We start from the raw sequence: 12,374 nt of genomic DNA on the forward strand, positions 1-12,374 counted from the left end.
CGCCAAGGTCAAGACGACTTTGACAGGCTTGATAATTATATCGAAGGCGAGTCGCTAGCCCGCGTTTCATGGGGACACGTAGCGCGCGGCCAAGGTATGTTTACCAAGCACTTTGCTGATCCTGTCGGTCACGAGCAAACCTTAAACTATGCTGATATGCCAGCGGCGCAGCATGAACAAAAACTGGCGCAAATGGCGTACGGAGCGCTGACATTGGGTGAACTTGGCGTCCCATTTAACATGCGCTTACCCAATGATATGTCCATTGATAAGCATGCTACTGCAACGATGGGCGAAGGTGAGGCGTTTGCACAAGCCTGCTTGTTAAGGTTGGCAAAAGCACCATGAACAACTTCAAACACCACCTTGCAAATGAGACACAGATAAACCCTGCGAACTTTGCGCAATTGGCATTGGGGCAAAATATCAGTGCCCCTAATGGCGTGAGCAGCCATCATAAATGGACTCGCAAGCTACTTGCCTTGCCAGCCTATTATTGGGTATTGATTGCGCAAGTTATCGTTATTTTACCGCATGCAGCGCACTTGCCGTTATGGCTCATAGGTTTTGCGCTGGTCAGTATCATTGCCCAACTACCACGTATTAAAGCTAAGTTTAAAAAACTGACGCATCTAAAACGTGTCTATCAAAGCATGCAAATGCTTGGCTTCTTACTGGGGCTAGTAGGTTTATGGCTGACCTATAACACGGCATTTGGACTGGATATGGGCGTGGCGTTTTTAGTGCTGTGCCTTATCAGTAAGCTGTGGGAGTTGTACAAGCGCCGTGACGCCTATGTGGTGCTCAATTTATCTTTGTTTGTCCTTGCTTCACTGTTTTTGATGGATCAAGGTATCGTGACGACAGTAGAGGTAATCATCGGTGCGGTCATTGTATTATTGGCGTTTATAGCGCTTAACGATGATGGCAATACTCGCGGTGATGGACGTTTGCGTACTTTGGGTGTGCTGGGTATTGGCGCATTGCCACTGTTGGTTGTGTTGTTTTTATTCTTTCCGCGCTTGCCGCCACTATGGTCAGTACAGCTCTCAGGTCAGCAAGCGTCTACGGGCGTCTCCGACAGTATGTCGCCCGGCGACTTTGTCAATTTGGGCCAGTCGACTGAGCTGGCTTTTCGGGTAGAGTTTGCAGATAAGCGCCCGCCACAGCAGCAGCTTTATTGGCGTGGTTTGGTTTTTAGTGATTTTGACGGGGTCACATGGCGTCCCAGTTCGCAGCAACGAGAATGGCAACCCGCGCCGCAAATGCCAAATTGGATAGCGAATGCCTTAGCGACCGTTCCTGATGAGGTAAAAATTGCCCCGAATCGTTATCAAATTATCTTAGAGCCAACGCAGAAAAACTGGCTATTTGGCCTTGATTATCCTTTTGCTCAGCAGCAAGATATCAGTATTACCTCAAATTTTACCTTACGAAAAGATCAGCCGGTTACCCAGCAGCTGCGCTACGATGTCTTGCAGTTTGCGCCGATGCGTATCGACCCTGTACTGTCTGATGAGTCGCGCCGTCTCAATCTTGCACTGCCAAGTAGCGGTAATCCGCAAGCACGCGCACTGGCAAAGCAGTTATTTGCCCAGTCTGACTCGGATCCTGTGCGTTATATGCAGGCAATCGAGCGCTGGATAAATCAAACGAACTTTCGTTATACGCTATCACCGCCACGTCTAAATACCAACCGTATTGACGAGTTTTTATTTGACACCAAAGCAGGGTTTTGTGAGCATTATTCTTCTAGCTTTACCTTTATGCTGCGCGCTGCTGGTATTCCTGCGCGAGTAGTGGCAGGCTATCAAGGCGGTGAGCCTAGCCGTAACGGTAACGTTTGGGAAGTACGGCAAATGGATGCGCACGCTTGGACAGAAGTCTGGCTTGAGGGTCAAGGCTGGGTACGTGTCGATCCGACAGCTTTTGTCGCCCCTGAGCGCGTCGAGCAAGGCATGGATGCGCTGACACAGGCGCGAGGAGCGGCAATGTTCGGCGATGGTGCTGGGGCACAAATCAGCTATCAGCAGTATCAAATGCTACAAACCTTACGCCGTCTGTCAGACCAAGCAAGCTATTATTGGCAAAAAGACGTCGTTGGTTACGATCAGGACAAGCAAGCGGATTCGCTACTCAAATGGTTTAATATTCGCTCAATCATGCAGCAAATCACTTGGTTGGCAGCGAGCGCCATTAGCGTTATGGCGATTCTTGTGTTTTTTATCTGGCAGCGTCGCCGCAAACGTTGGCATCCAGCAGACCTGCCACTCGCCCAACTCTCAAAACGCATCGCTAAAGCGGGTAAGTCGCTTGCTCGTGATGATAGCGAAGGCCAATTGGCTTGGCTTGCGCGTTTGGCAAGCGCAATCGATGATGACAGTGGTCAAAATAGTAGCAAGCATAGTAATGCCAGTAAGGTAACTGCTAGTGGTGACTCAAAAGTTGTCCAAGCAAAAATTGAGCAGATTCAACAACACTATCGCAAGCTACGCTATGGCCGTTTAAGCACCCTTCCAACCAGCGATAGCGAATATCAAACGGTGCTTAAACAGCTCAAGAAAGAGACAAGTGAATTGTTTTAATGGCTATTTTTGAAGGTGCTGTTTAGAGCGTAATAAATTTTTAGTAAAAATAGAGGAGTGCAGGCATATGGCAATTTACGTAGATTTTATGCAAATAGAATTTAAAGGCTATAAGTGGTGCCATATGCTCGCTGATACTTTGCAAGAGTTGCACGATTTTGCCGCATTGATTGAAGTAGATAAGCGCTTATTTCATCAAAACGCCAGTTATCCGCATTATGACGTCACCGTACAAATGCGTAAAACCGCGCTTGAATATGGCGCTATCGCCGCCGATCGTAAGAAAATTATTGAGTGTGCAAAAAAGCTAAAAGTAGAGTTAAATGCTCAAATAGCACAATCTGAGGGTTGTTAATAAGTTAATTTTCTAAAAACATAAAAAAGGTGAGTTATGCTTTTGCATCTCACCTTTTTATTTGTTTAGAGTTTCATTTATAGCTTACTTTGCAATAGCGGCTTTACTAACACCATCAAGGGCTTTTGCGATATTCGTTAACTGGGTATCACAACCTTTTATATTATGACGCTCTTTGAGATATTCAGGATTGTTATACGACAACCAAACTTTTTTATCCGCACCTTCACTGATGAGGATCTTTTGTGGTAAGTCGATAGCGACGCTTTGCTCGCAATTCATCAATGGCGTACCCGCTTTGGGATTGCCAAACATAATCACTTGCGTCGGTCTTAATGTTAAATCGACCCCTTGCGCATTTTTTTGATGATCGACGCGCGCAAATACTTTCATGCCTTTACTTTCAATAAGCGCTGCCAGTTTATCAGCGGTCTCTTGCACGGAATGATGACTTTGCATCGTCACCAAACCCTTCTCAGCATTGATAGCAGCCATCGTTTTTAGCGTCGACTGCCCCTTGTCTGGCGCGTTTAAAATATTTTCAACACTGGCGCAAGAGGATACAGCCAAAGCGAGAGCGGCAATAGAGATAATTTTAAGCATAAAAAGTCCTTTTTTATGGTGGTTGTTTATTCAGTAAGTGATGGTTGTGTCAAATGCTGTTCCTCTCATACTACAGATATTTTTTAACCATGCTGAATAATATTTATTTTAAGAAAATGGAATGAAGACGTTTTATATTTGATCCAAATGCTGTGCAAGAAAATCCACCAGCAATCTGATTTTTGGCGATAAATGACGATTGTGCGGATAAATCGCCCAAATTCCTTCCTCAGGCTCTCTATAGTCATCTAATAAGCTTACCAGTGCACCGGATTCTAGATATTTTTGCACATAATAATCAGGTAGCTGCACGATACCCAAGCCTTTTAGCGCAGCATCGACTAGGCTGTGACCGCTGTTATATTGTACGCTGCCAGAGACGCGTAAATTTGTTTCTTTATCAGCATTACTTGCATTGCCGCTATCTTCTATAAAGTGCCAATAATCCCGCGCACCAAGCAAACAATTATGGTGTCTTAAGTCGTCTAGAGAATATGGTACGCCGTACTTTTCTAAATAGGCGGGCGAGGCACAGACAAAATTAGTACGATGACTGAGTTTTTTTGCCATCATCGTTGAGTCGCTTAATTTGCCAATACGAATCGCCAAATCATAACCACCCTCGATCAAGTCAATTTTTTGATTGCTCAAAAAAGCCGTCACTTCGATATCGTGGTATTGCACCATAAAATCATTGACAAGGGGCAATAACTGCTGCTCGCCATAGGTGACAGGCGCGGTCAGTTTAATTCTGCCTTGCGGTTTGGTTTGTAAGTTGCTTACGGCTTGTTCGGCCGCATCTAAGCCGTCAAGCACACCGCGGCAATGCTGATAAAATACCCGACCTTCTTCAGTAAGCGATACCTTGCGCGTCGTACGATAGAGCAATTTAATAGTAAGGCGTTTTTCTAACGCGCTTATCTGCCGGCTGACCTGCGCGGTTGAAATACCCAATTCTTTTGCTGCTCGTGTAAAGCTTTCGTACTCCGCCACATAAACGAACTCGCTAATGCCATCCCAGCGCATGATTATTACCACTGTGTAAAAGATAATTGCAAATATAGCATATTGTTATCACAGCAGAAACAACTATAATGGACAGTATAAAATGAATCCTTTACAAACAGCTCAAATATAAACTGCTATAACTAGCGCTTGCCTCTATCATATAAGCGCTATAAGCTAAATTGGTCTGCAGTTAATAAACGATAAAATGAATTAAAAAGAGAGAATATTATGTCAGAGAATTTTATCAAATCCAAAGCCGCCATTGCATGGGGGCCAAATGAGCCATTGTCTATTGAAGAAGTGGATGTGATGCTGCCCAAAAAAGGCGAAGTATTGGTAAAAATTGTTGCCAGTGGCGTTTGTCATACCGATGCCTTTACCCTATCTGGCGAAGACCCAGAAGGTGTGTTTCCTGCGATTTTAGGCCACGAAGGCGGCGGTATCGTCGAGCAAATCGGTGAAGGTGTGACCAGCGTGCAAGTCGGCGACCATGTCATTCCTTTATACACCGCAGAGTGCGGCGTCTGTAAAATGTGCCGCTCAGGTAAAACCAACCTATGCTCGGCGGTACGTGAGACTCAAGGTAAAGGCTTAATGCCAGACGGTACCACGCGTTTTTACAAAGACGGTGAGCCAATTTACCATTATATGGGCTGCTCAACTTTTTCGGAATATACGGTGTTGCCAGAGATTTCATTGGCAAAAGTTAACGTCGAGGCACCATTAGAAGAAGTTTGCTTGCTCGGTTGCGGCGTGACCACTGGTATGGGCGCCGTCATGAATACAGCAAAAGTTGAAGAAGGTGCAACGGTTGCTATCTTTGGTTTAGGCGGCATTGGCTTATCAGCGGTTATCGGTGCACAAATGGCCAAGGCCAGCCGTATTATTGCCATTGATATTAACGAAAGCAAGTTTGAATTGGCCAAAAAATTGGGCGCGACGGATTGTATCAATCCAAAAGACTACGATAAGCCAATCCAAGATGTCATCGTTGAGCTGACCGATGGCGGCGTTGATTATTCGTTTGAATGTATCGGTAATGTCGATGTCATGCGCTCAGCATTAGAGTGCTGCCATAAAGGTTGGGGCGAGTCAGTCATTATCGGTGTCGCGGGCGCAGGGCAAGAAATCTCAACCCGTCCATTCCAGTTAGTCACAGGTCGTGTTTGGAAAGGCTCAGCGTTTGGCGGTGTCAAAGGTCGCTCAGAGTTGCCAGGCTATGTTGAGCGCTACCTAGCAGGAGAGATTCCGTTACAAGACTTTATTACTCATACCATGCCGTTAGAAGATATCAACGAAGCTTTTGACTTGATGCATAAAGGTGAAAGTATTCGCTCAGTGGTGCATTTCTAGAATGATGCTTAGATAGCTAAGCTTTTTTAACGCTATTAAATAAAAATGCCGCTCCTATCATGGGGCGGCGTTTTTTTGTCTTTAATCTTTTTTAAAGCTGTGCATGTCTTCTAAAACGCCTGTAAATCTATCGTATAACCAAGGTTCAATATCGTCGACCACTTGATTGTAGATAGGTGGTCCTAAGGTTTCGATGATAAAGTCTAATAAAAACTTCGCTGGCAGGTTGCCAATATCGACATCGAATTCCTCGCTCATATACTCTCTAAGCTTATCCAAGACAATTTCTTCTGCTTCGTCTGACAGCGTCAGTAATTTTTCTTTACTCATTAATCATAATCCTATTAGCAAAGGGGTATTTACTCTTGCATGGCAGCCAATTGTTGTAAAATGTTGACGTAATTGTCCACGCCTTGCGCGCCGCTGACCAAATGCCGCTCATTAAAAATCATCGCTGGCACGCTTTGAATACCTTGCTGCTGCCAGTGGCGCTCTTCTGCGCGTACCTCTTTGGCAAAACGTTGATCCGCCAGCACAGCCAGCGCCTCTTCACGATTAAGTCCAACTTCCGCTGCGATATCAGCCAGCACCGTATTATCAGAGATATTGCGACCGTCGGTAAAGTGCGCGCCAAATAACGCCTGCTTTAAGTCATGCATCGGCTTTTGTCCTTGCTGGCCAGCCCAATACAACAACTGATGCAGATTAAAAGTATTGTGCATCCGCGTGTCATCGTTGAAATTAAATTGAAAGCCAACTTCATCGCCCGCTTGCGTCATTCTAAGGCGGCTCGCGTCTGATTCTTCCTTGCTCGAGCCATACTTTTCCATAATATGCTCGCGCAAATTTTGTCCTGCGCTTGGCATATTGCTATTTAGCTCAAATGGATGCCAGTGTATTTCATGCTCGGTATCAGTTTTCTTAAGCGCCTCAGCCAATTGACGATAACCGATAATACACCACGGGCAAACCACGTCTGAGACAATATCGATGCGTAGAGGTTTTTTGGATAGCGGTTGATTTGAGTTTTCCATATTTTTATACCTATTTTATTGATTATGTTCGATTTATTTATAGAAGGTTTTATAAAGTTGAATCCATATTAAGAGAATGAAATCGTGATTACAATGGTTGCTAAGTTACAGGTTCTATTAACGAGGTTAAGCAGCCAACCGCAGTTGTAAAGGAGATTTATCGTAGGTTTAAAAGTTGACAAAAAAGTTTTGTCATCGCTATTTGCTTAAAAAAACTACACTGCAATGACTACAAAGTAAAAACAAAGCGCTGTTTTTGATACGCCATAATGAAACGATTGACGCTGTTTAAGAGCGTGCACACTTACCCTTTTATGAATAACTGCCAGCGAGAAGCCAGCATGTCTACCTTGACGTTAACGATTAATAAGCAAGATTATCAGCTCGATAATCTTGATCCGCGCACGACATTGCTCGATGTCTGTCGCCAGCATCTACAAATTACCGGACCCAAAAAGGGCTGCGACCACGGTCAATGCGGCGCTTGTACTATGCTCATTAATGGGCGACGGGTTAATTCTTGTTTGACCCTTGCGGTCATGCACGACGGTGATGAGATTACCACGATTGAAGGCATTGGAATGCCTGAATCGCTCTCAGACTTACAGCAAGCGTTTAAAGACCACGATGCGTTTCAGTGTGGTTACTGTACGCCAGGGCAGATTTGTTCAGCCACGGCTTTGATTGAAGAGATTAAGCAAAACTGGCCAAGCTACGTGACCACTGATTTGCAAAATCCTGATGGCTTGCTGGTGCAAGAAATCGCCGAACGCATGAGTGGTAATATTTGCCGCTGTTCGGCTTATCCGAACATTATTAATGCCATCTCGCAGGTTTTGGAGAGTGAGATAAAAAATAAAGCTGCTACTGAAAATAATATTAAGAAAGGCTCAGATGCTGCAAGCGTTACCGGTATTTGGTCGCCGCCGCCTAGTGAGACGCAGCTTAGTAAATCCTCGCAAAATGAGGCGTCACAAAATAAAAACCATAACGCCCAATTAGGAGCTCACTTATGAAACGCTTTGACTATGTCCGTGCCGAAGCTCCTGAGCAAGCAGCGACTGCTGCCAGCTCAAAAGATGCGTCATTTATCGGCGGTGGTACCAATCTCTTAGATTTAATGAAGTTTGAGATTGAAACACCAACCAAATTGGTCGATATCACCCGTCTTGAGCTTGAGCAAATCGAAACGACTGCTGATGGCGGATTACGTATCGGTACGCTGGTCACCAACAGTGATTTGGCGGCGCATCCGGAGGTCATTGCCAATTATCCGGTATTATCGCGCGCTATTTTAGCTGGCGCGACGGGTCAACTGCGTAATAAAGCCACCACTGGCGGTAATTTTTTACAGCGCACGCGTTGTTATTATTTTTATCAGACCGACAGTCCGTGCAATAAACGTGAACCCGGTAGTGGCTGTCCAGCGATTAATGGCGAGCACCGTACCCTAGCTGTTTTAGGTACAAGTGATGCCTGTATTGCTCAGCACCCATCGGATATGGCGGTGGCAATGCGGTTGCTTGACGCTGTCATTGAAACGGTGAAAGCAGATGGTTCGACCCGTTCTATTCCAGTCAAAGACTTTTATTGTCTGCCAAAAGACACGCCGCATATCGAAAATGTCTTGGAGAGTGGCGAGCTTATCACTCATGTTGTTTTACCATCGCCTATCAAAGGCATGCATACCTATGACAAAGTCCGTGACCGTGCTTCTTACGCCTTTGCCTTAGTGTCTTGTGCGTCTGTCATCGAGAGCGATGATACGGGTAATTTGGCGACTGTACGTTTGGCGTTTGGTGGTATTGGGGTGATGCCGTGGCGTAATGAAGACGTTGAAGCATTATTAACGGGCACGGCGGGTGATGACGCTACGATCGCACAAGCCGCAGACTTATTATTAAAAGAGGCCAAAGGTCACGGTCAAAACGATTTTAAAATACCATTGACGCGTCGCCTACTTAAACAAGTTATTCAGCGCGCCTTAGCGGGCGAGGGAGCATAATCATGTCATTATTGGACTCAGTATTGCCATCAGAACCTACCAAAAAAATGATGATGAATGAGCCTGTCGATTCGCTTTTTGACAAAACAGCAAGCAATTTGGTCGGCAAACCGATCAACCGTGTTGATGGTTCGTTAAAGGTCAGCGGACAAGCACCTTACTCAGCAGAGTTTTATCGAGAAAATCAAGTTTACGGCGTTTTAGTTGGCGCGAAAATAGCCAAAGGACAAGTGGAAAATATCGATAGCAGTGCTTTAGAGGATATTCCTGGCATCATCAAAGTGGTGACCGATCCTAAGCATTTTTTGCGAAACTCACAGCAAGGCGGTGAGACCGAAGCACCAACCCAAGGCGCTAGCGAGATTTATTATCACGGGCAGCCGATAGCGGTAGTGGTTGCTGAGACTTTTGAAGCGGCGACCGAAGGCGCTAATGCCCTTAAAGTCACTTATAAAAATGAGACCGAACAAGCGGCATTAAACTTTACCCAAGAGCTGCCAAGTGCTCATGATGTCAATGAGCAAAAGGGCCCAGATAAAAATTCTGTTACAGGCGACCCTGAAAAAGGCTTGGCGCAAGCGGAAATTACTCTCGATCGCTTTTACCATACGCCAAGTCAAAGCAACTCGCCGATGGAGCCGCATGCGACGCTGGCTTATTGGGAAGACGATAAGCTCATCATGTATACCTCAAACCAAATGATTGCACCTTGCAAACAGCAAGTGATGGATGCTTTAGATCTAAAAAAAGATCAGGTCCAACTAATTTCTTATTTTGTTGGTGGCGGTTTCGGTAGTAAATTGGGTATCGCGCCTGAGTCGATTGCAGCAGCGATTGCGGCAAAAGAGCTTGGTCGTCCGGTGCTGATCAGTATGACGCGTCCGCAAGTGATGGAAGCGACCGTTAGACGCTCAAACACTCGCCAGCGTATCGCCATTGGCTGTGATAAAGACGGCATCATCAATACCTTTATTCACGATACCGTTGGCAGTAATTTACCGGGTGAGGCATTTTTTGAGCCGACAGCATTATCGACTAAATATTTATACCGCGGTGAAAATCGCCGCGTGAATTATAAACAAGTAGATATGAATTACGTGCTTTCTGGCTCTATGCGCGCACCCGGTGAAGCGGTCGGTATGATTGCGGTTGAATGTGCGATGGATGAATTGGCCACGCAATTGAATATCGATCCGCTTGAGCTGCGCCGCCGTAACGAGCCTGAGCAAGACCCAAGCCAAGACATTCCGTTTTCGACGCGGCAGCTACTTGCTTGTATGGAGCAAGGGGCGGCGCAGTTCGGTTGGGAGCAGCGTAATCCCAAGCCTGCCAGTCAGTTAGAAGGTGATTGGTGGATTGGTACGGGAATGGCGGCATCCGCTCGTGGTAACCAATTAAAACCGTCAGAAGCGCGGGCGACACTGCAAATTGACGACTCAAAAACCCTTGGCGTTAAAGCCATTATCGAAACCGATATGACCGATATCGGCACAGGCTCTTATACGGTGTTTTCTCAGGTCGCCGCTGATTTACTAGGCTTACCAATAGACCATATCGAGATGAAGCTGGGTGATAGTGAGCTGCCACCGGCTTCAGGTTCGGGTGGTAGTGTGGGCGCCGCAAGTGCAGGGAGCGGTATCTATCTTGCCTGTGAGCAGCTACGCGATATGTTGGCAGAAAAAGTCGGGCTATATCCAGATACCATTCAGCTTGATAAAGGTCAGATCAAACAAGCAGGCGAGCACGACCCTAGCATGACAGAAGCGGCGGTAGAAACGCTTAAAGAAAAAGCGCTAGATTTAAAAGATACAGTCACTGAAAAAACGGGTTTATCATTACCTGAATCGGCTACAGAAAAGTACGATTTTAGCAATTTTCAGTCTTATGCACTGGCAGATATTATTGCTGCATGTAATGAGCAAAAAATGAGCGCTAAAGGTCAAATTAAACCGGGTAAAAATGCCAAAAGCCATCGTCAAGCGTCGTTTGGTGTCAATTTCGCAGAAGTCGCTGTCCATAGAGTCACTGGCGAGATTCGTCTTAAGCGCATGACGGGCGCCTTTGCTGCTGGACGTATTCTTAACCATAAAACCGCCACTTCACAGTGCTACGGCGGTATGGTTTTCGGTATTGGCTCGGCGCTCATGGAGGAGATCATCCATGATAAGCGCGATGGTCGCCTATGCAATCATGATCTTGCTGAATACCATGTGCCGGTCAATGCCGATGTGCCGCAACTGGAGGTAATATTGGTCGAAGAAGACGACCCTTATACCAATCCTATGCATATCAAAGGGATTGGCGAAACCGCGATTTCTGGGGCAGCAGCGGCTATTGCCAATGCTATTTATAATGCGGTCGGTGTGCGCGTTTACGATTTCCCAATCACGCTTGATAAGCTGCTTTATGAGTTGCCAGAATAACTATTGTTGATAATCGATATTAAAGAATGGCTAACTGATGCTTGATATAAAAACCCGCTAGCGGTTATCACTAGCGGGTTTTTATAAGGCGAAATGCAATTTTAATCATTAAAACTGAAACTAAAATAAAAATAAATAGAGATAAGAGGCATTATGAATCAGGTCGCTGATATTCTGAAACTAGCAGGCGAGGCGCAGCAGCAAAATATCGATGCGGTGTTAGCAACGGTAGTACGTACCGAAGGCTCGGCCTATCGTCGGCCTGGCGCAATGATGCTTATCTGTGCTGATGGACGCTCAGTTGGGATGATTAGCGGTGGTTGCCTAGAACCACATATCATCAAACGTGCTTTTTGGTTGACGCGTTATGGCGCAAACGTGCAGGTTTATCAAACGGGTAGTGATGAAAGTGACGAGGCAGATGATGATAGTGAAATTAATGGCAATGGAAATGGCGATTTAGAAAATGAGCTAAATTTTGGTTTGGGCTGTAATGGTAAGGTTCATGTACTATTTGAGCGTTTGACAGCCGCAAGGCCGTTTTTAGAAGTTATTCGTCATGTTCGTCGTCGCCAAAATCCTACAACGATAGCGACGTTAATTCGCGCAAATGACCAATACCATTTACCCATTGGGCTTCGGCTAGATTTGAAAGACTATATTGCCAACGAAAAGATAACTTTTGTCAGCGGCGCTCGTATGGGTAATCAAGCATTCATTGAACAATCGAATATTTTTACTCATGAGATTGAAGGGTTAGTTAAAACTCTGTCAACGCATGAAGTTTCTAACAAAAACACCGAATACGTTGCCTTAAAAAACGGCGAAATAACCACAGAATGGCTTATCCAGCGTCTACAACCACAGCACCGTTTGCTTGTTTGCGGGGCAGGGAATGATGTGATGCCGCTTGTGACCATGGCAAAATTACAAGATTGGCATGTCAGCGTTATCGATAGCCGCGTCCAGTATGCCACGCGACTGCGTTTTCCCGAAGCGGATATCGTG

11 protein-coding genes and 1 pseudogene are annotated in these 12,374 nt (G+C 45.6%); 8 read left to right on the forward strand and 4 right to left on the reverse strand.

The annotated features are described in order from the left end of the window. The 3 genes and pseudogenes from V7D75_RS01220 to V7D75_RS01230 form a co-directional block, all read left to right on the forward strand. Window positions 1–348, forward strand: a pseudogene (locus tag V7D75_RS01220) (DUF58 domain-containing protein); the annotation flags it as partial. After that, the gene (locus tag V7D75_RS01225) at window positions 345–2,585 is read left to right on the forward strand and encodes a transglutaminase family protein (protein ID WP_333613074.1); all 2,241 of its coding nucleotides are present in this window, start codon (window positions 345–347) and stop codon (window positions 2,583–2,585) included. The pseudogene V7D75_RS01220 and the gene V7D75_RS01225, both read left to right, overlap by 4 nt. Window positions 2,586–2,652: 67 nt before the next feature. Then, window positions 2,653–2,940 carry a DUF4031 domain-containing protein gene (locus V7D75_RS01230; RefSeq protein WP_333613075.1) on the forward strand — a complete coding sequence of 96 codons (288 nt, stop codon included), beginning with the start codon at window positions 2,653–2,655 and terminating at the stop codon, window positions 2,938–2,940. 84 nt (window positions 2,941–3,024) lie between these two features. On the opposite strand, the gene V7D75_RS01235 is transcribed toward V7D75_RS01230, so the two are convergent. Both V7D75_RS01235 and V7D75_RS01240 read right to left on the reverse strand, forming a co-directional pair. After that, the gene (locus V7D75_RS01235) at window positions 3,025–3,543 is read right to left on the reverse strand and encodes a DUF302 domain-containing protein (RefSeq protein WP_333613076.1); all 519 of its coding nucleotides are present in this window, start codon (window positions 3,541–3,543) and stop codon (window positions 3,025–3,027) included. A 132-nt stretch (window positions 3,544–3,675) separates the two neighbouring features. Next, entirely contained in the window at window positions 3,676–4,569 is an 894-nt protein-coding gene (locus V7D75_RS01240; RefSeq protein ID WP_333613077.1) for a LysR family transcriptional regulator, read from the reverse strand. Between the two features lie 210 nt (window positions 4,570–4,779). On the opposite strand from V7D75_RS01240, the gene V7D75_RS01245 reads away from it, so the two are divergent. Then, window positions 4,780–5,904: an S-(hydroxymethyl)glutathione dehydrogenase/class III alcohol dehydrogenase gene (locus V7D75_RS01245; protein ID WP_333613078.1), complete on the forward strand. Its 1,125-nt coding sequence runs from the start codon at window positions 4,780–4,782 to the stop codon at window positions 5,902–5,904. Window positions 5,905–5,985: 81 nt separating this feature from the next. Here V7D75_RS01245 and V7D75_RS01250 read toward each other — a convergent pair whose 3' ends face one another. Continuing rightward, on the reverse strand, window positions 5,986–6,234 hold the full coding sequence (locus tag V7D75_RS01250; protein ID WP_333613079.1) for a DUF2164 domain-containing protein: 249 nt from the start codon (window positions 6,232–6,234) through the stop codon (window positions 5,986–5,988). A gap of 29 nt (window positions 6,235–6,263) precedes the next feature. Further along, window positions 6,264–6,938 carry a DsbA family oxidoreductase gene (locus V7D75_RS01255; RefSeq protein ID WP_333613080.1) on the reverse strand — a complete coding sequence of 225 codons (675 nt, stop codon included), beginning with the start codon at window positions 6,936–6,938 and terminating at the stop codon, window positions 6,264–6,266. Between the two features lie 341 nt (window positions 6,939–7,279). Here V7D75_RS01255 and V7D75_RS01260 point away from each other — a divergent pair, with 341 nt between their 5' ends. From V7D75_RS01260 to V7D75_RS01275, 4 genes are all read left to right on the forward strand, one after another. Further along, window positions 7,280–7,954 (forward strand): 2Fe-2S iron-sulfur cluster-binding protein, encoded by a 675-nt coding sequence (locus V7D75_RS01260; RefSeq protein WP_333613081.1) that lies wholly within the window; start codon window positions 7,280–7,282, stop codon window positions 7,952–7,954. Further along, window positions 7,951–8,943, forward strand: a complete 993-nt coding sequence (locus V7D75_RS01265; protein WP_198328770.1) for an FAD binding domain-containing protein — start codon at window positions 7,951–7,953, stop codon at window positions 8,941–8,943. Before V7D75_RS01260 ends, V7D75_RS01265 begins: the two co-directional genes overlap by 4 nt. A gap of 2 nt (window positions 8,944–8,945) precedes the next feature. Next, entirely contained in the window at window positions 8,946–11,366 is a 2,421-nt protein-coding gene (locus V7D75_RS01270; RefSeq protein ID WP_333613082.1) for a xanthine dehydrogenase family protein molybdopterin-binding subunit, read from the forward strand. A gap of 153 nt (window positions 11,367–11,519) precedes the next feature. Then, window positions 11,520–12,374, forward strand: an 855-nt coding sequence (locus V7D75_RS01275; protein ID WP_333613083.1) for an XdhC family protein, incomplete at its 3' end; no start/stop codon positions are given.

The sequence above is a fragment of the Psychrobacter sp. genome (assembly GCF_036731945.1).
In the GTDB taxonomy this organism is placed as follows: Bacteria; Pseudomonadota; Gammaproteobacteria; order Pseudomonadales; family Moraxellaceae; genus Psychrobacter.

Bases quoted from the DNA above. Each gene is read 5' to 3' on its own strand.
- V7D75_RS01225 (WP_333613074.1), top strand. From the start codon at position 345: ATGAACAACTTCAAACACCACCTTGCAAATGAGACACAGATAAACCCT.
- V7D75_RS01230 (WP_333613075.1), top strand. From the start codon at position 2,653: ATGGCAATTTACGTAGATTTTATGCAAATAGAATTTAAAGGCTATAAG.
- V7D75_RS01235 (WP_333613076.1), bottom strand. From the start codon at position 3,543: ATGCTTAAAATTATCTCTATTGCCGCTCTCGCTTTGGCTGTATCCTCT.
- V7D75_RS01240 (WP_333613077.1), bottom strand. From the start codon at position 4,569: ATGCGCTGGGATGGCATTAGCGAGTTCGTTTATGTGGCGGAGTACGAA.
- V7D75_RS01245 (WP_333613078.1), top strand. From the start codon at position 4,780: ATGTCAGAGAATTTTATCAAATCCAAAGCCGCCATTGCATGGGGGCCA.
- V7D75_RS01250 (WP_333613079.1), bottom strand. From the start codon at position 6,234: ATGAGTAAAGAAAAATTACTGACGCTGTCAGACGAAGCAGAAGAAATT.
- V7D75_RS01255 (WP_333613080.1), bottom strand. From the start codon at position 6,938: ATGGAAAACTCAAATCAACCGCTATCCAAAAAACCTCTACGCATCGAT.
- V7D75_RS01260 (WP_333613081.1), top strand. From the start codon at position 7,280: ATGTCTACCTTGACGTTAACGATTAATAAGCAAGATTATCAGCTCGAT.
- V7D75_RS01265 (WP_198328770.1), top strand. From the start codon at position 7,951: ATGAAACGCTTTGACTATGTCCGTGCCGAAGCTCCTGAGCAAGCAGCG.
- V7D75_RS01270 (WP_333613082.1), top strand. From the start codon at position 8,946: ATGTCATTATTGGACTCAGTATTGCCATCAGAACCTACCAAAAAAATG.